Below are 15,309 nucleotides of genomic sequence, written 5' to 3' on the forward strand. Positions count from 1 at the left end.
CCGGGTTGGCCTTATTTACGGCTATACCGCCCGACGAGCCAGTCGCCCAGCATCTGCAGCAGCTGGACCAGCACCACCAGCAGGGCGACGGTGACCAGCATGTAATCGGGCTTGTAGCCGTTGTAGCCGTACTGATACGCCAGCGCGCCCAGGCCGCCCGCGCCCACGATGCCGCCCATGGCCGTGTAGCCGACCAGGGCGACGGCGGTCACCGTGGTGGCCGCGACCAGGCCCGGCCGGGCTTCCGGCAGCAGCACGCGGGTGACGATCTGCTTCGTCGTGGCACCCATCGCCTGGCTGGCTTCGATGACGCCGCGGTCCACTTCGCGCAAGGCCGTCTCCACCAGGCGGGCGAAGAACGGTGCCGCTCCGATCACCAGCGGCACGATGGCGCCACGGATGCCGATGCTGACACCGGTGATCGCCTTGGTGAACGGGATCAGCAGGATCATCAGGATGATGAAGGGCACCGAGCGCAGCACGTTCACCAGCAGCGAGAGCACGCCGTAGAGCTTCGGCTTCGCATGCAGCTGGCCGCGTGCGGTGAGGAACAGCCAGATACCCAGCGGCAAGCCGAGCACCAGCGTGAACAGCAACGAGCCGCCGAGCATCAGCAGCGTGTCGACACAGGCCTGTGCGATTTCGGCCCAGTCGATGTTCGGGAACAGGGTCTGCATCGGGCTCACGCGGCCACCTCTTCGATATCGACGCCGGCGGCCCGGATCTGTGCAAGCGCCTCATCCAGGCGCTCGCCGTGCATGGCCAGCGTGAGCTGGCCGTAAGGGACGTCCTTGATGCGATCCACGCGTCCCGACAGCAGGTTGTATTCCACGCCCGTATCGCGCACGACCTGCGAGAGCAGCGGCGAATACGTGGCCTCCCCGCGGAACGACAGGCGGAACAGCTTGCCGGGAATGCCAGGGTAAGCGTCGCCGCGGCCCTCGCGATGGTCCGCTTCGGCCACGAAGCGCCGCGTGGTCGGGTGCTGCGGATGCAGGAACACATCCGCCACCGTGCCCATCTCGACCACGTTGCCCGCGTCGAGCACGGCCACGCGATCGCACACGCGGCGGATCACGTCCATCTCGTGGGTGATCAGCACGATGGTGAGGCCCAGGCGGCGGTTGATGTCGGCCAGCAGTTCCAGCACCGAGGCGGTGGTCTGCGGGTCGAGCGCGCTGGTGGCTTCATCGCACAGCAGGATGGACGGCTTGCTGGCGAGGGCGCGGGCGATGCCCACGCGCTGCTTCTGGCCGCCAGAGAGCTGCGCCGGGTATTTCGTCGCATGGGCTTCCAGGCCCACCAGCGCCAGCAGCTCGGCCACGCGCGCGACGATGTCGGCTTCGGCCATGTCGCCCTGGAGGCGCAGCGGGAAGGCCACGTTTTCGGCCACCGTGCGCGAGGAGAGCAGGTTGAAGTGCTGGAAGATCATGCCGATGCCCGCGCGCAGGCGGCGCAGTTCCGGGCCGCTGGCCTGCGTCACGTCGCGGCCGTCGATCAGCACCTTGCCCGCCGAGGGGCGTTCCAGCAGGTTGATCATCCGCAGCAGGGTGGATTTACCCGCGCCGGAGTGGCCAATAATGCCGAAAACCTCGCCTTTCTCGATGGCAAGGTCCACGGGCTGCAGGGCGGGGACAAGCGCTCCGTCGACCTGGTAGGACTTGGAGGCGGCTTCGAAACGGATCACGGGCGTGGGGAGGCCTGGATGGAAAGGCGTCCATGGTAGCCGAAGGCCCCGGGCGGCGTAGACTGTGCGCTTTCCACCCGCCCCCAAAGGAGCATCATGACCGGCATCTACGATTTTTCCGCCCGTGATATCGATGGCAACGAGCGCTCGCTGGCTGAATGGAAAGGCAAGGTGGTGCTGGTGGTGAACGTCGCTTCCAAGTGCGGCTTCACGCCGCAGTACAAGGGGCTCGAGGAACTGCAGAAGCAATACGGCGCCCAGGGCTTCGACGTGCTCGGGTTCCCCTGCGACCAGTTCGGCCACCAGGAGCCGGGCGACGAGGCGGAGATCCGCGACTTCTGCTCGCTCACCTACGACGTCTCCTTCCCGATGTTCTCCAAGATCGACGTCAACGGCGACAAGGCCCACCCGCTGTACAAGTGGCTGAAGTCGACGAAGAAGGGGTTCCTCGGCACCGAGGGCATCAAGTGGAACTTCACCAAGTTCCTGGTGAACCGCGACGGCGAAGTGGTAGAGCGTTACGCGCCCACGGACACGCCGGAGAAGATCGGCAAGGATCTGCCCGCGCTGCTGTAATACCCGCGCGCTACAGGTGCTCCGTCGATTCGGCCAACATCACTGCGATCGCATCTACTTCAGATGATACCGAAGCGGCACCCTGCGTTGGCTTGTAGTTGTTGAGGATCACGGCGAAGGCCAGGCGTTGGCCGGCCTTCGTGGTGACGTAACCGGCGAGTGCGTTGACGTAGCTCATGCTGCCGGTTTTCGCCTGCACGTTGCCTTCGGCGGCCGTGCCTTTCAGGCGTCGCGCGAGGGTGCCATCCACGCCGGCCGTGGGCAGCAGCGCGCGGAAGGCCGGCGTATCCACCGTTGCCAGCAGATGGGTAAGCGAGCCCGCCGTCGTCAGGTCGTGCCGCGACAGGCCGGTGCCTTCTTCCAGCGTCGTCGCGGACGGGCCGATGCCACGCGTCGCCAGCCATGCCGCAAGCGCGGCGGCGGCGCGGTCTTCGGTGTGCGGTGCCGTCTGGTCGCTTGCTTCGAGCCCCGCCAGCAGGAAGACGCTTTGCAGGTACATGTTCTGCGAGCGCTTCAGGCCGGACGAGAGGATCTCGCCAAGCGCCGGCGAGGGCAGGGTGGCGACGCGCGTGCCTTCGGGCGCAGGCAGCGGCCAGTGCACGCTGCGCGCTTCCTTCCTGACGCTGACGCCGTGTTCTTCGAGTGCCACCTGCAAGCGCCGCGCGGCCGTCAACGCGGGGTCGGGCAGGGAGAGGCGCACCTTGCGTGGCGTGGCGCCCAGCACGTGCAGGGTCGAGGTACCCGGCGCGCGGTAGATCTCCGGCGCATCGGACGGCTGTTCTGCCAGCGTGGTCGCGGCATCGGTGGGGTTGAGCACTACGGTGCCGTCGCGGACGTCGGCGAGCATCGTGTTTTCGTCGATGGTCAGGCCGCTGGCCGTCGCGCCGTAGGGTTCCTGCAGGTCGGCGGCTTCCCAGCCGCTGCCGACGGGCGGGCCAGCAAACGCGGTGTCGTCGCCGACGATGCCGTCGTCGACGCGGGTAATGCCCGCCGCCGCCACCTGTTCCGCCAGCTGGTCCGCCCAGGCATCGCCGGCCAGGGTGGGATCGCCCCGGCCGCGCAGCACCAGCGCGCCGCGCAGGCGGCCGCGGCGGAGGTCGCCCGCGGCCAGTACATCGGTATGCGTGCGGTAATCGGCGCCGAGCCGGTCCAGCGCGAAGGCGGCGGTGTACAGCTTGGCCGTGGAGGCCGGAAGCATCAGCTTGCCGTCGTCATGCCCGTACACCGGGTGCCCATCGTCCAGGGACACCACGCTGATGCCCCATGACGCGGCGGCGAAGCGCGGCTCCGCCAGTCTCGCGTCGATCTGTTGCCGAAGGGATTGCGCATGCAGCGGCGCCGCCAGCCACAGCAGCGCGACCCACACGGAAGCGCGCTGCCGTGTGGTCAACGCAGCCACGAAGGCTGGCCCTTCTCCAGGAAGGCGCCGAGGCCGTCCTGCCCCTCGGCGGAGACGCGAAGCCGTGCGATCAGCTCGGCGTTTTCGGCATCCACCCGTTCCATGTCGCCTTCGCTCATGCCGCCCATGGCCAGGGCGAGGTGTTTTGCCTCGCGCTGTGCCACCGGGCCGCCCTTGGTGAGCAGGCCGAGCACGCGGTCCACGGCCGCGTCGAGCTCCTCCAGCGGCGCGGTTTCATGGACCAGGCCCATGCTGGCCGCCGCGGCGGTGCTGAAAATCTCACCGGTGATGAACAGGCGGCGGGCGGCCCGCAGGCCGATGGCGGCGATGACGTAGGGCGAGATCACCGCGGGCACCAAGCCAAGCTTCACTTCGGAAAGGGCGAATTTCGCCCCATCGGCCGCGATCGCGATGTCGCAGCAGGCCACCAGGCCCACGCCGCCACCGAAGGCCGCGCCGTTCACCCGCGCCACGGTGGGCTTGGAGAGGAACTGCAGCCGCCGCATGAGCCGGGCCAGGCGCAGGGAATCGTCGCGGTTCTGGGCCTCGGAGGCCGTGGCCATGCCGCGCATCCAGTTCAGGTCGGCACCGGCGGAAAAACTTGCGCCCGCGCCGGTGAGCACCACGGCGCGCACGGCGGGGTCCGCATCGACCTCGTCGATGGCGGCGGTGAGATCGGCGATCAGTGCGTCATCGAAGGCGTTGTGCACCTCGGGGCGGTTCATCAGCAGGTGGGCGACGGCACCGCGGCGGGTCAGTTCAACAGCCGGCATGAAGGTTCTCCGAAAGACGTAATGCGAATCATAAAGGGCCGGTCTACCTCGTAGGGCCCCGCAAGGGCCCCCATAATGCATATAATGCGAACAGTTCTTATTTGAGAATTTTCCCCGTGCGCCTGTCAGACGCACCGAAAGGTGCCCAAGCTGTGGTCCAGACCGTAACCGATGCCCATCCCGCCGACCTCATTGCGCAGCGCCTGCGCGACCTGGGCTTTGTCGCGGGCGAGCCGGTGAAGCTGGTCGCAAGGGGCCCGGTCGGCGGCGATCCGGTGCTGATCCAGATCGGTTCGACGCGCTTTGCGCTGCGCCGCACCGAGGCGGAGCGGGTGGAAGTGACCGTGGAGGGCGTGGCATGAGTCCCTCGACGATGCGTATTGCCCTGGTGGGCAACCCCAACTGCGGCAAGACGGCGCTGTTCAACCAGCTCACCGGCGGCCGCCAGAAGGTGGCCAACTACGCCGGCGTCACCGTGGAGCGCAAGGAAGGCCGCTTCACCGCGCCGTCCGGCCGCGTGCTGCATATCCTCGATCTGCCCGGCGCGTACAGCTTCGATGCCACCAGCCCGGACGAGGCGATCACCCGCGACGTGTGCCAGGGCCGTTACCCCGGTGAAGCCGCGCCGGACCTGATCGTCTGCGTGGCCGATGCCACCAACCTGCGCCTGCACCTGCGCTTCGTCCTCGAAGTGCGCCGCCTTGGCCGCCCGGTGGTGCTCGCACTGAACATGATGGATGCCGCGCGTCGCCGCGGCATGGTCATCGATACCCAGAAGCTCTCGCAGCGCCTCGGCGTGCCGGTGGTGGAAACCGTCGCCGTGCAGCGCGGTGGCGCCAGATTGCTGATCGAACGCATCGACCAGGCCGTCCCCGCGATCGTGCCCTCGGCCATCGACGACGCCAGCGTGGAGCAGTTGCACGCCGAAGTGCGTTCGATCCTGGCCGAGACGGTATCGCTCTCGCGCGATACCGCGGCCGTGGACGATGCGATCGACCGCTGGGCGCTGCATCCCGTGTTCGGCCTGGCGATCCTCGCCGCGCTGATGTTCATGATCTTCCAGGCGGTGTTCTCCTGGGCGCAGCCGGTGATGGACGCCATCCAGGCCGGCATCGCCGCGCTTGGCACGTGGACCACCAGCTTCCTGCCCCCGGACAGCGCGCTGCACAGCCTGCTCAACGATGGCGTGTTCGCCGGCCTGGGCGCGGTGCTGGTGTTCCTGCCGCAGATCCTGATCCTGTTCCTGTTTATCCTGGTGCTGGAGGAATCCGGTTACCTGCCGCGCGCCGCGTTCCTGCTGGATCGCATGATGTTCCGCGTGGGCCTCACTGGCCGCGCGTTCATCCCGCTGCTCTCCAGCTTCGCCTGCGCCATTCCCGGCATCATGGCCACGCGCAGCATCTCCGATCCGCGCGACCGCCTGACGACGATCATGGTGGCACCGCTGATGACGTGCTCGGCGCGCCTGCCGGTGTATACGCTGCTGATCGCCGCGTTCATCCCGAACCATTCGGTAGGCATCTTCAACCTGCAGGGCATCGTGCTGTTCGTGCTGTACTTCGCCGGTATCTTCAGCGCGCTGGGCGTGGCCTTCGTGATGAAGCGCTTTCGCAAGGATCGCAGCGAGCACGCACTGATCATGGAACTGCCCTCGTACCGCTTGCCGCACGTGCGCGATATCGCGCTGGGCCTGTGGGAACGCGCGCTGATCTTCCTCAAGCGCGTGGGCGGCATCATCACCGCGCTCACCGTGCTGCTGTGGTTCCTGTCGAGCTTCCCGGGGGCACCGGAGGGCGCGACCCAGCCGGCGATCGATTACAGCCTGGCCGGCATGCTGGGCCGTGGCCTGCAGTACGTGTTCGCGCCCATCGGCTTCAACTGGCAGATCTGCATCGCGCTGGTGCCGGGCCTGGCCGCGCGCGAAGTGGCCGTGGCCGCGCTGGGTACCGTCTATGCGATGTCGGGCAGCGATGACGCCGTGGCCTCGCAGCTGGGCCCGGTGATCGCGCATTCGTGGTCGCTTGCCACCGCGCTGTCGCTGCTGGCGTGGTACGTGTTCGCGCCGCAGTGCATGTCGACGCTGGCGGTGATCCGCCGCGAAACCAATTCCTGGCGTAACGTCGCGGTGGCGGCCGGCTATCTGTTTGGCCTGGCTTACCTGGCGTCGCTGGCGACGTATCAGATCGCGAGGGCGCTCTCATGAGCACGTTCCAGCTGGTGGAGGGCGTGGTGATCGGCCTGATCGTGCTGGTCAGCGCCTATGTCGCGTTCCGCAAGCTGCTGCCGAAGACCTCGACGCGGGTGATGGCGAGCGTCTCGGCCAGCCTGAACCACGAAGGCCGCCCCGGCGTGGTGCGCGCGGTGGGCAGGAAACTGCAGCCGGCCAGCGCGAGCGGCAGCTGCGGCGACGGCTGCGGTTCGTGCAATAGCTGCGGCCCGGCACCGGCCAGCCCGGCCGATGCACAGCCGCTCACCTTCAAGTCACGCCACTAGATCCCTTCGGACGCGGCGGGATCCTCGTTGGGCTTCTGCGTGCGCTGGCGGCGGAGTGTCCACCAGTTCACGCTGAGGTTTACCGCGAACCACGCGCCAACCAGTGCAAGTGGCCATGCGATCACCGCGGGCCAGAGCACGGCGACCACCGTCAGCACGATGGCGGCCACGGCGCCCGCGAGCACCGACCCGGTTTCGGTATCGCCCAGCACGCGGTGGTGCGACATGGCCGCACCCACGGTATTCGCAATACGCAACGCGCCGGCCGCCGCACGGCTGGAGCTGCCGCCGCCATGCCGCGGCCGCGGCGGGCGCGGTGAACGGCTGCGCATGCGCTCGTTGCCTGACCGGGTGCGACGCCCGCGCAACAGGATTTCCGTGGCGTTTTCCAGATCGGCCTCGTACTGGTCCGCCAGCTTCTGCGCGAACGGCGCGTCTTCAATGGCGACATCGATCTCGCGGTTGCTCAGCCAGCTGGCAATGTTGAGGTTGGACGAGCCCACGCGTGCCCAGCGGCGGTCGGCCACCGCGGTCTTCGCGTGCAACATGGAGCCGTTCCACTCGAACACGCGGATGCCGGCCTTCAGCAGCGGGCGGTAGCCCGAGCGGGACATGCCGGCCACCATCGGGATGTCGCTGGTACCTGGAACCAGCAGGCGCACGTCGACGCCGTCGCGTGCCGCGGCCGAGAGGGCCTGCACGTAAGGCGCCACGCCGACGAAGTACGCATCGGTCAGCCACAGGGTCTTCGTCGCCATGGCGGCGACCATCTGGTCCAGGCGGTACATGCCGGCCGTGCTGGGCTGGGTAGCGATGACCCGGAGATTGACGTCGCCGGCCTGGCCGACGGCGTCGCCAGAGGCGAGGCGGGCATGCTCGGGGAGCGGCGCGCCGGCGTCCTGCCAGCTGTCGGCAAAGGCCTGTTCGATCTCGGCCACCGCCGGGCCATGCAGCATCACGCCTGTATCGCGCCAGGGCGGGACGTCCTTCGCCGGATTCCCCAGCCACTTCTCGCTGATGCACACGCCTGACAGGAAGCCGGTCTCGCCGTCCACCACCAGCACCTTGCGGTGGTCGCGGCTGATCCAGCCAAACGAGCTGCCCAGCCGCGGCGGGTTGTAGATGCGCACTTCGCCGCCGGCCTCGCGCAGCGGATTCCAGAAGCTGGAGCGCGACTGGCCGAGGCAGCCGGCCCAGTCGGCGATGACGGCCACGAACACGCCCGCGCGGGCCCGCTCCACCAGCGCGTCGCGGAAGGCCTGGCCAATCCGGTCGTTGCGGATGATGTAGTTCTCTAGGAACACGTGGCGCTTCGCGCCGGCAATGGCGTTCAGCCAGGCGTCGAAGTGGGCCTGGGCGTCGATCAGCAGTTCGACGGCGTTGCCCGCGATAAGTGGCGCCCCGGCGCTGCGGCTGAGGGCCTGTTCAGCGAACTGGCGGGTGGAGAAGGCGTGGCTGCGAGTGGCATTCATGGGAAGGAGTCTATCGGGATCAAGGAGAAGGCGGTGTCTGTCACGGGGTTGCGCTAAAATCGCCCGCTATGACCGAAGACCTGACCCGTCCGCGCCCCGCGGAAGCCGAATCCCGCCGTCCCAGCACCGGTGTCCACATCGACCGCGTCAAGGTCGGCGGGGGCGCGCCAATCGTGGTGCAGTCCATGACCAATACGGACACGGAAGACCCGGTATCCACGGCCAAGCAGGTGGCCGAGCTGGCCCGCGCCGGTTCGGAGATGGTCCGCATCACGGTGAACACCCCGGCCGCCGCGGCCGCCGTGCCGCGCATCCGCGAGCGCCTGGACATGATGGGCGTCTCGGTGCCGCTCATCGGCGATTTCCATTACAACGGCCACCAGCTGCTGGAAGGCGAGCCGGCCTGCGCCGAAGCGCTGGCCAAGTACCGGATCAACCCCGGCAACGTGGGTTTCGGCAAGAAGAAGGACAGCCAGTTCGCCTCGATCATCGATATGGCGATCCGCTACGACAAGCCCGTGCGCATCGGCGCCAACTGGGGCTCGCTGGACCAGTCCATGGTCGCCACGCTGATGGACGAGAACGCCCTGCGTGCCAACCCGTGGGACGCGGGCCACGTGGCCCGCGAGGCGCTGATCCGCTCCGCCCTGGACTCCGCGGCACGCGCCGAGGACATCGGCCTGGCGCGCGACCGGATTATCCTGTCCTGCAAGGTCTCCGGCGTACAGGAATTGATCGCGGTGTACCGTGACCTCGCCCGTCGCGGCGATTACGCCCTGCACCTGGGCCTGACCGAGGCAGGCATGGGCTCGAAGGGCATCACCGCCTCCGCCGCCGCGCTGGCCGTGCTGCTGCAGGAAGGCATCGGCGACACCATCCGCATCTCGCTCACCCCGGAACCGGGCCAGTCGCGCACCGCGGAAGTCATCGTGGCGCAGGAACTGCTGCAGACCATGGGCCTGCGCGCGTTCACGCCGCTGGTCACCGCGTGCCCCGGCTGTGGCCGCACCACCAGCGAGTTCTTCCAGGAACTGGCGCAGACGGTGCAGGGCCATGTGCGCGAGCGCATGCCGGAATGGCGGGTGAAGTACGACGGGGTCGAAAACCTTACCCTGGCGGTGATGGGCTGCATCGTGAACGGCCCGGGTGAATCGCGCCACGCGAACATCGGCATCTCCCTGCCGGGCAACGGCGAGGCACCGGCCGCCCCGGTGTTCATCGACGGTGAAAAGGCCATGACCCTGCGTGGCGACAACATCGCCAACGAGTTCGTCGCCATCCTCGATAACTACGTCGAAACGCATTATTCAGCGCGCCACGACTAGCCGATCACGCCTTGCATGCGGGTCCATCCGGCACCATCACGGATGGATTCCCCCTCTCCCAGGAGACAAGGCATGACGCATTCCGTCCCGCTGCTCACCCTCAACGATGGGCACAAGGCACCGCAGCTCGGCTACGGTGTTTTCCAGATCCCGAACGACGACACCTCGCGCGCCGTGCAGGAAGCGCTGAAGGCCGGCTACCGGTCGATCGATACCGCCGCGATCTACAAGAACGAAGAAGGCGTGGGCCAGGGCATCGAGCGCTCCGGCGTCGCCCGTGCCGGCCTCTTCCTGACCAGCAAGCTGTGGAATTCGGAGCAGGGCTTCGACAGCACGCTGCGCGCGTTCGATACCAGCGTGAAGAAGCTCGGCACCGACTACCTGGACATGTACCTGATCCACTGGCCGACGCCGAAGAACGATCGTTACGTGGATACGTGGAAGGCGTTCATTCGCCTGCGCGAGGAAGGCCGCATCCGCTCCATCGGCGTCAGCAACTTCCAGCCGGACCACCTGGAACGCATCGTCAAGGAAACCGGCGTGGCACCGGTGGTGAACCAGATCGAACTTCATCCGGACTTTGCGCAGAACGACGTGGTCGCGGCAAATCGCGCACACCAGGTGATTACCGAAGCCTGGAGCCCGCTGGGGCAGGGCGGCGACCTGCTGAAGAACGAGACGCTGGTGACGCTGGGCAAGAAATACAGCAAGTCGCCTGCGCAAGTGGTGCTGCGCTGGCACGTGCAGCTCGGCCACATGGTGATTCCGAAATCGGTGACCCCGGAGCGCATCCGTTCAAACATCGATGTATTCGATTTTGAACTGAGCGCCGACGACATGGCCGCCATCGCGAAGCTCGACAGCGGCAAGCGCATGGGTCCGAATCCGGACGAGCTGAACTAATCCATCGAGACATCGATCTCGATGGGGTACGGTGTCGGCGCCTTCGGGGGCGCCGGCAACGTCCACACGGCGACCTGGCCAGCGAAGCAGTTGGCCACCGGCGTGGCGGGACGCACGGCGACATCGCCAGGATGCCCCTGCGCATCGAGCACGGCGACGAGCGTGAAGGGCCGCTTGTCGGCTGGGGCGTTGCTGGCGATGCAGCCCTTCAGCGCATCCGTGGCGGCATTGCCCACGTGGTCCCAAAGCCGCCCCTGGAATGGCTTGCCCGTGGCGGTGGTTTCCAGCGCCTTGGCGGCCTGCACGCGCGCGTCAAAGCCATCGGCACCGGCGAAGGCGAAGATCAGGGCAAGCAGCATCGGGTGTCTCCGGGAAGGGAAGAACGGAGCCTAGCAGGCAGGCAGGGTGTTCACACGGCCGGCGCTACGGTGCAAGCCACACCGCGCCGCATGGCGCGCCCGCTGGAGATCCTATGCGCCCGTTGCTCACCCTGGCCTTCCTGATCGCCACGCCCGCCGCCTTCGCGCAGGCGGCGCCCACCTCACCGCCGCCGGCCACGCCGGCTGCACCGACCCAAGCCAACCCCGCATCGGCGCCCGTGTCGTCTAACCCGGCCGCAGCGCCCGTGCAGCCCGCCTCCGACGCGGGCGCCACCGAGCGCGGCCTCTCCCCGGTGAAGCCGGCGACAGGCGTGACGCCGCGGGTACGTAACGCCGCCACGCACGATACCGATGCCGCGGGCCACACGCTCGATCCGCACGGCAAGCCTGTCGGCCAGGCGCCGGCCGTGCCGTCGACGGTGCAGCACTGAAGGCCTAGCCTTCGACGATCTCGCGGTCGTCCGGCGCGGTGACCGCGAGTTCCGACCAGTCGAGCTCGTTCTCGAGCAGATGGAACACGTCGTCATCGATCTGGCCCTTGTGGCGCATCTCGAGCAGGCGTAGCCGCTTTGCATGCAGGCCGCGCCGCTTGAGTTCGGCCAGTTGCGTTCCCGCCACCGGACTGCGCCCGGCTTCCGCCTCGTGCCGCGCATCGGCGTAGTACTCGCGCATGCGATGCGCCACTTCGCCGGTTTCGCCATCGAGCGTGGCATCGGCCGCGTCAAGCAGTTTCAGGCGCACCTTCGAGGCGTCTTCACGCAGGCTCGTGTCGCGTGCAAAGCCCAGCGCGCGGACGAGCCACGCCAGCGTTGTGCCCTGGAACACGAGGCTACCCACGGTAACGGCAAACGCCGTGAGCACGATGAGGTCGCGCTGCGGGAAGTCGTCAGGCAAGCCCAGCGCCGTGGCCAGCGTCACCAGGCCACGCATCCCGCACCAGGCCACCACGATGCCTTGTTGCGGCGTCGGGTTGGGCAAGGTGGTGTCGCGCCGGAAGCGACGCAGCAACGTCGTGTAAAGCATCACCCAGGCGAAGCGGACGACAATGCACACGCCGAGGACGCCGCCGGCGAACCACAGGGCCTGCCGCAGTTCGTCGGCCGGGAGCCGCGCGATGATGCTGCGCGATTGCAGCCCCACCAGCAGGAAGGCGATGACGTTCGAGATGAACACCACCGCGGCCCACACCGAGTACGCATGCACGCGATCGCGTGGCGGCGTTTCCGCGGGTAGCACGTGGGCGATGGTCATGGCGAACGACACCACGCAGAGGATCGCCGACACGTGGAGGGATTCGGCGACGATCCATACGCCGAACACACCGGCAAACTGCAGCAGGGTGGCGCTCAGCGTGCCGCGCAACTCGCGCGACAGCAGCACGAACACCTTGCCGAGCAGCCAGCCCAGCAACAGGCCACCGGGCACGGCGAGGAACAGCATGGGCACCGTGCGCGCGAGCCCGTCGGCGGACATGGCCGTGCGTACGGCCACGCCAAAGATGAGCAGGGCGGAGGCATCGTTGAGCAGGCTTTCCGCGGTGAGCACCTGCACGGTGCGCCGTGGCAGGTTGAGGCGCGAAAGCACGGCGGTGGCGGCACCGGCATCCGGTGGCGCGACGATGGCGCCAAGGGCCACCGCGGCGGCCAGCGGCATGCCGGCCCAGGCCGCGCCGAGCCACGCGACGGCGGCGGTGGTCAGCGCCACCGCGACCACGGCGAGCGACAGCGTCGGCAGCCAGAACCGGCGAAGCGTCCGTGGCGGCATGTCGAAACCGGCATCCAGGAGCACCGGTGCGATGAACAGCACCAGGGCCAGCTTGGGATCCATCGCGATATGCGGCGCCCACGGCAGCGCGGCGACGGCGGTGCCGGCGGCGGCGAGGATCGTGGGGTAGGGCAAGGCCAGGCGGCGCAGCAGGCGGAGCAGCACCACGGCCAGCAGGGACAGCAGGATCATGCTCTCGAACAGGGCCATGGGGCAGCTCCGCAGGCGGGGTCTGCCGCCATGAATAGCGCAGCGACGCCCGTCACGCTACCCGGCTCGCATCGTTTTGCGACGCTGGGTTACCATCGGGCCCATGCCTTTCGACACCGGGGTGCCGATGAAACGTCTGATCGCCGTGGCCGTGCTTGCGGCCGGGCTCGCTGGTTGCCAGGGCATGGCCACGAAGGTGTCCAAACTGGAAGTCGGCACGCCGCGCGAAGAGGTGCTGGACCGCCTCGGCGCCCCCGATTCGGACCGTTCCATCATCGGCTACGAAGTGCTGAGCTGGCTGGACCGCCGTCCGGGCCGCTTTTCCTTCTCCCATAAGGACTACACCGTTGTGCTAAAGGACAACAAGGTGGTCCAGTTCGGCCCCGGCCTGATCCGCCGCGACAGCAAGACCACCCTGCAGATCGAGACCGGCGATCCCTAGCAAGCGCAAGCGCCGGGAAGGCAGATCAAGCGGGTACAAGCGCTACATGGGCGCACAGGGCTAGGTTTTCCCCAACGCGCCCTGGGGAGTATCCCGCCATGCCACAGACGTCACCGACCTTCGCCGAGCTGGCCAGCGAGCTGACCCGGCTCCACGATGCCCGCGAAGCCGCCATAACCCGCGCCCTGGATGCCCTGGAGGGCAGCCACCCACCCCTGGCCCAGCTCATGCTGTGCTGCATCGGTGACCGCCAGCGGGCCGCCCGCTGGCTGGTGATGCCGCAGCGCGCGTTCGCCGGGCGCAGTGCCTGCGACATGCTGGCCGACGGCGATGTGGATGCCGTGTGGGACCAGGTGGTGTTCAAGCAGTTCGGCACGGTGGCCGCCGTCTAGATCCAGCCGCGCCGGGCGTACACCCACAGCGCCGCGTACTCACGCAGGCAGCGTGCCGTCAGGGTGAGGGCCTCGCGGCGGGGCAGCCAGGCGGCGGATGCCATGAGCAGGCCACGGTCGTCATCCGCCGCGGGGGCGGGCGAGACGTGGATGCCCTCGTGCCGGAACGACGCGGCCGCGCGGCGCATGTGGATCGGCGAGGTCACCAGCAGGATGTCGTCCAGCCCGTCCGCGCGCAGCAGCGCGGCGGTGTTGCGGGCGTTCTCATGCGTGTTGCGGCTGGTGGCCTCGACGCGCAAATCCGCCGGCGGGATGCCGGACAGCGCATAGCCCGCCGCCAGGGTGCGCGCCTGGTCGCTGCCCGAGACGAGCATCAGCGGTGCGTAGCCTTCCCGCCACAGGCTCAGGCCGGTCCCCGCCCGGGAATCGGTGAGCGCCCAGGCGCCGGCGGGGATCACCCCGCCGCCGAGCACGACGATGGCGTCCGCCCGTGGCGTTGCCGGGGCGGCCTCGCTGACCAGCCCGCCACGCAGGCGCAATGCCACCGCCGGTGACGAGGCCAGCCAGATCCAGGCCACCGCGACCACGCCACCGGCGAGAGCGAGGCGTGGTCGGCGCGCCACGACAAACGCCCCCGCTAGGAGGGCGAGCAACAGGGCCTGCACGGCAGGGTGCAAAGCGCGCGAGACGATGTATTCGACGACAGCCACCCGGTGCCTTCGGAACGTTCCGCGGGGGACCATCATCGCGCACTCCGCGAGTTTTCACCGTCGGTCGAACGGCATAGGCGGGCAGTCGGAATGGACGCGGCACGCTATAGAAATGACGATACCGACCGTGAACTCACAGGGGCGGAAGGACATCATGAAGCACTGGAATCGCATCGTCGTCATCATCACGGCCCTGCAACTGGCCGCGTGTGCCACCGGCGGAAGCAACCTGCCACCGCCCAAGGCGGACGCGGCCAGCCCGGTGGTTGAGCAGTACCTGATCGGTGTGGACGACCAGCTGCAGATCACCGTGTGGCACAACCCCGACCTTAGCGTCAGCGTGCCGGTACGGCCCGACGGCAAGATCACCGTGCCGCTGGTGGGCGATGTCGCCGCCGGTGGCCGCAGCACCGACCAGGTCGGCGCGGAAATCCAGCAGAAACTGGCCCAGTACATCCGCGATCCGCAGGTAGCCGTGATCCTTACCGCCCTGCGCAGCCACGAATACCTGTCTCGCGTCCGTGTCACCGGTGCCGTGCGCAGCCCCATCTCCATCCCGTACCGCCAGGGCATGACCGTGCTTGACGCGGTGCTGGCCGCCGGTGGCACCACGGAATTCGCCGCGCCCGATCGTACCGAGCTCTATCGGCACACCGACAAGGGCAGTTCGGAGGCGTACTCCATCCACCTGGAAAAGATCCTCCAGCAGGGCGACCTGTCGAACAACTACCCGGTGCAGCCGGGCGACGTCATCACCGTACCGCAACGTGCTTTCTGACCGAT

The 15,309-nt window shown here is 68.1% G+C and carries 18 protein-coding genes; 10 read left to right on the top strand and 8 right to left on the bottom strand.

The genetic code is table 11. The features are described 5' to 3' along the window. Positions 1 to 11: 11 nt before the first annotated feature. Both FIV34_RS09000 and FIV34_RS09005 read right to left on the bottom strand, forming a co-directional pair. On the bottom strand, positions 12 to 686 hold the full coding sequence (locus FIV34_RS09000; RefSeq protein WP_139981744.1) for a methionine ABC transporter permease: 675 nt from the start codon (positions 684 to 686) through the stop codon (positions 12 to 14). Continuing rightward, the gene (locus tag FIV34_RS09005) at positions 683 to 1,687 is read right to left on the bottom strand and encodes a methionine ABC transporter ATP-binding protein (RefSeq protein ID WP_139981746.1); all 1,005 of its coding nucleotides are present in this window, start codon (positions 1,685 to 1,687) and stop codon (positions 683 to 685) included. The genes FIV34_RS09000 and FIV34_RS09005 overlap by 4 nt, the downstream gene beginning before the upstream one ends. 96 nt (positions 1,688 to 1,783) lie before the next feature. Here FIV34_RS09005 and FIV34_RS09010 point away from each other — a divergent pair, with 96 nt between their 5' ends. Then, complete coding sequence (locus FIV34_RS09010; protein WP_139981748.1) at positions 1,784 to 2,263, top strand: glutathione peroxidase; 480 nt, start codon at positions 1,784 to 1,786, stop codon at positions 2,261 to 2,263. Positions 2,264 to 2,273: 10 nt separating this feature from the next. Here FIV34_RS09010 and dacB read toward each other — a convergent pair whose 3' ends face one another. Further along, the gene (dacB, locus tag FIV34_RS09015; RefSeq protein ID WP_139981750.1) at positions 2,274 to 3,662 is read right to left on the bottom strand and encodes a D-alanyl-D-alanine carboxypeptidase/D-alanyl-D-alanine endopeptidase; all 1,389 of its coding nucleotides are present in this window, start codon (positions 3,660 to 3,662) and stop codon (positions 2,274 to 2,276) included. Beyond that, positions 3,650 to 4,435 (bottom strand): enoyl-CoA hydratase-related protein, encoded by a 786-nt coding sequence (locus FIV34_RS09020; RefSeq protein WP_139981752.1) that lies wholly within the window; start codon positions 4,433 to 4,435, stop codon positions 3,650 to 3,652. Before FIV34_RS09020 ends, dacB begins: the two co-directional genes overlap by 13 nt. A 116-nt stretch (positions 4,436 to 4,551) precedes the next feature. Between FIV34_RS09020 and FIV34_RS09025 the strand changes: the two genes are divergently transcribed. From FIV34_RS09025 to FIV34_RS09035, 3 genes are read left to right on the top strand one after another with little or no spacing between them, the layout of a single operon-like run. Continuing rightward, positions 4,552 to 4,797, top strand: a complete 246-nt coding sequence (locus FIV34_RS09025) for a FeoA family protein (RefSeq protein ID WP_139981754.1) — start codon at positions 4,552 to 4,554, stop codon at positions 4,795 to 4,797. Next, positions 4,794 to 6,638, top strand: a complete 1,845-nt coding sequence (gene feoB / locus FIV34_RS09030) for a ferrous iron transport protein B (protein WP_139981756.1) — start codon at positions 4,794 to 4,796, stop codon at positions 6,636 to 6,638. The genes FIV34_RS09025 and feoB overlap by 4 nt, the downstream gene beginning before the upstream one ends. After that, positions 6,635 to 6,928 carry a DUF6587 family protein gene (locus FIV34_RS09035; RefSeq protein WP_139981758.1) on the top strand — a complete coding sequence of 98 codons (294 nt, stop codon included), beginning with the start codon at positions 6,635 to 6,637 and terminating at the stop codon, positions 6,926 to 6,928. The genes feoB and FIV34_RS09035 overlap by 4 nt, the downstream gene beginning before the upstream one ends. Here the strand turns inward: FIV34_RS09035 and FIV34_RS09040 are convergent. Beyond that, positions 6,925 to 8,400 (bottom strand): phospholipase D-like domain-containing protein, encoded by a 1,476-nt coding sequence (locus tag FIV34_RS09040; RefSeq protein ID WP_139981760.1) that lies wholly within the window; start codon positions 8,398 to 8,400, stop codon positions 6,925 to 6,927. The genes FIV34_RS09035 and FIV34_RS09040 overlap by 4 nt on opposite strands. 68 nt (positions 8,401 to 8,468) lie before the next feature. Between FIV34_RS09040 and ispG the strand changes: the two genes are divergently transcribed. Both ispG and FIV34_RS09050 read left to right on the top strand, forming a co-directional pair. Then, positions 8,469 to 9,725, top strand: coding sequence for a flavodoxin-dependent (E)-4-hydroxy-3-methylbut-2-enyl-diphosphate synthase (gene ispG, locus FIV34_RS09045; protein ID WP_139981762.1), 1,257 nt, complete (start codon positions 8,469 to 8,471; stop codon positions 9,723 to 9,725). A gap of 72 nt (positions 9,726 to 9,797) precedes the next feature. After that, complete coding sequence (locus tag FIV34_RS09050; RefSeq protein WP_139981764.1) at positions 9,798 to 10,628, top strand: aldo/keto reductase; 831 nt, start codon at positions 9,798 to 9,800, stop codon at positions 10,626 to 10,628. Here FIV34_RS09050 and FIV34_RS09055 read toward each other — a convergent pair. Then, positions 10,625 to 10,987, bottom strand: coding sequence for a peptidase C13 (locus tag FIV34_RS09055; protein ID WP_139981766.1), 363 nt, complete (start codon positions 10,985 to 10,987; stop codon positions 10,625 to 10,627). The two genes, FIV34_RS09050 and FIV34_RS09055, sit on opposite strands and share 4 nt — an antisense overlap. A 113-nt stretch (positions 10,988 to 11,100) precedes the next feature. On the opposite strand from FIV34_RS09055, the gene FIV34_RS09060 reads away from it, so the two are divergent. After that, positions 11,101 to 11,439 carry a hypothetical protein gene (locus tag FIV34_RS09060; protein ID WP_139981768.1) on the top strand — a complete coding sequence of 113 codons (339 nt, stop codon included), beginning with the start codon at positions 11,101 to 11,103 and terminating at the stop codon, positions 11,437 to 11,439. A gap of 4 nt (positions 11,440 to 11,443) precedes the next feature. On the opposite strand, the gene FIV34_RS09065 is transcribed toward FIV34_RS09060, so the two are convergent. Then, on the bottom strand, positions 11,444 to 12,982 hold the full coding sequence (locus tag FIV34_RS09065; RefSeq protein WP_139981770.1) for a cation:proton antiporter: 1,539 nt from the start codon (positions 12,980 to 12,982) through the stop codon (positions 11,444 to 11,446). A gap of 127 nt (positions 12,983 to 13,109) precedes the next feature. Between FIV34_RS09065 and FIV34_RS09070 the strand changes: the two genes are divergently transcribed. Continuing rightward, positions 13,110 to 13,424 carry a lipoprotein gene (locus tag FIV34_RS09070; protein ID WP_139981772.1) on the top strand — a complete coding sequence of 105 codons (315 nt, stop codon included), beginning with the start codon at positions 13,110 to 13,112 and terminating at the stop codon, positions 13,422 to 13,424. A gap of 98 nt (positions 13,425 to 13,522) precedes the next feature. Then, positions 13,523 to 13,816: an antitoxin Xre/MbcA/ParS toxin-binding domain-containing protein gene (locus FIV34_RS09075; RefSeq protein ID WP_139981774.1), complete on the top strand. Its 294-nt coding sequence runs from the start codon at positions 13,523 to 13,525 to the stop codon at positions 13,814 to 13,816. Here the strand turns inward: FIV34_RS09075 and FIV34_RS09080 are convergent. Continuing rightward, on the bottom strand, positions 13,813 to 14,526 hold the full coding sequence (locus FIV34_RS09080; RefSeq protein ID WP_170207553.1) for a YdcF family protein: 714 nt from the start codon (positions 14,524 to 14,526) through the stop codon (positions 13,813 to 13,815). The two genes, FIV34_RS09075 and FIV34_RS09080, sit on opposite strands and share 4 nt — an antisense overlap. Positions 14,527 to 14,680: 154 nt before the next feature. Between FIV34_RS09080 and FIV34_RS09085 the strand changes: the two genes are divergently transcribed. Further along, on the top strand, positions 14,681 to 15,304 hold the full coding sequence (locus tag FIV34_RS09085; protein ID WP_139981778.1) for an XrtA/PEP-CTERM system exopolysaccharide export protein: 624 nt from the start codon (positions 14,681 to 14,683) through the stop codon (positions 15,302 to 15,304). Positions 15,305 to 15,309 lie beyond the last annotated feature (5 nt).

The organism is Luteibacter pinisoli (assembly GCF_006385595.1).
Lineage (GTDB): Bacteria > Pseudomonadota > Gammaproteobacteria > Xanthomonadales > Rhodanobacteraceae > Luteibacter > Luteibacter pinisoli.

What these genes read in the sequence shown, in the direction of transcription:
- FIV34_RS09010 (WP_139981748.1), top strand. Translation starts at nt 1,784, where the DNA reads ATGACCGGCATCTACGATTTTTCCGCCCGTGATATCGATGGCAACGAG.
- FIV34_RS09020 (WP_139981752.1), bottom strand. Translation starts at nt 4,435, where the DNA reads ATGCCGGCTGTTGAACTGACCCGCCGCGGTGCCGTCGCCCACCTGCTG.
- feoB (WP_139981756.1), top strand. Translation starts at nt 4,794, where the DNA reads ATGAGTCCCTCGACGATGCGTATTGCCCTGGTGGGCAACCCCAACTGC.
- FIV34_RS09035 (WP_139981758.1), top strand. Translation starts at nt 6,635, where the DNA reads ATGAGCACGTTCCAGCTGGTGGAGGGCGTGGTGATCGGCCTGATCGTG.
- FIV34_RS09040 (WP_139981760.1), bottom strand. Translation starts at nt 8,400, where the DNA reads ATGAATGCCACTCGCAGCCACGCCTTCTCCACCCGCCAGTTCGCTGAA.
- ispG (WP_139981762.1), top strand. Translation starts at nt 8,469, where the DNA reads ATGACCGAAGACCTGACCCGTCCGCGCCCCGCGGAAGCCGAATCCCGC.
- FIV34_RS09050 (WP_139981764.1), top strand. Translation starts at nt 9,798, where the DNA reads ATGACGCATTCCGTCCCGCTGCTCACCCTCAACGATGGGCACAAGGCA.
- FIV34_RS09055 (WP_139981766.1), bottom strand. Translation starts at nt 10,987, where the DNA reads ATGCTGCTTGCCCTGATCTTCGCCTTCGCCGGTGCCGATGGCTTTGAC.
- FIV34_RS09060 (WP_139981768.1), top strand. Translation starts at nt 11,101, where the DNA reads ATGCGCCCGTTGCTCACCCTGGCCTTCCTGATCGCCACGCCCGCCGCC.
- FIV34_RS09065 (WP_139981770.1), bottom strand. Translation starts at nt 12,982, where the DNA reads ATGGCCCTGTTCGAGAGCATGATCCTGCTGTCCCTGCTGGCCGTGGTG.
- FIV34_RS09070 (WP_139981772.1), top strand. Translation starts at nt 13,110, where the DNA reads ATGAAACGTCTGATCGCCGTGGCCGTGCTTGCGGCCGGGCTCGCTGGT.
- FIV34_RS09075 (WP_139981774.1), top strand. Translation starts at nt 13,523, where the DNA reads ATGCCACAGACGTCACCGACCTTCGCCGAGCTGGCCAGCGAGCTGACC.
- FIV34_RS09085 (WP_139981778.1), top strand. Translation starts at nt 14,681, where the DNA reads ATGAAGCACTGGAATCGCATCGTCGTCATCATCACGGCCCTGCAACTG.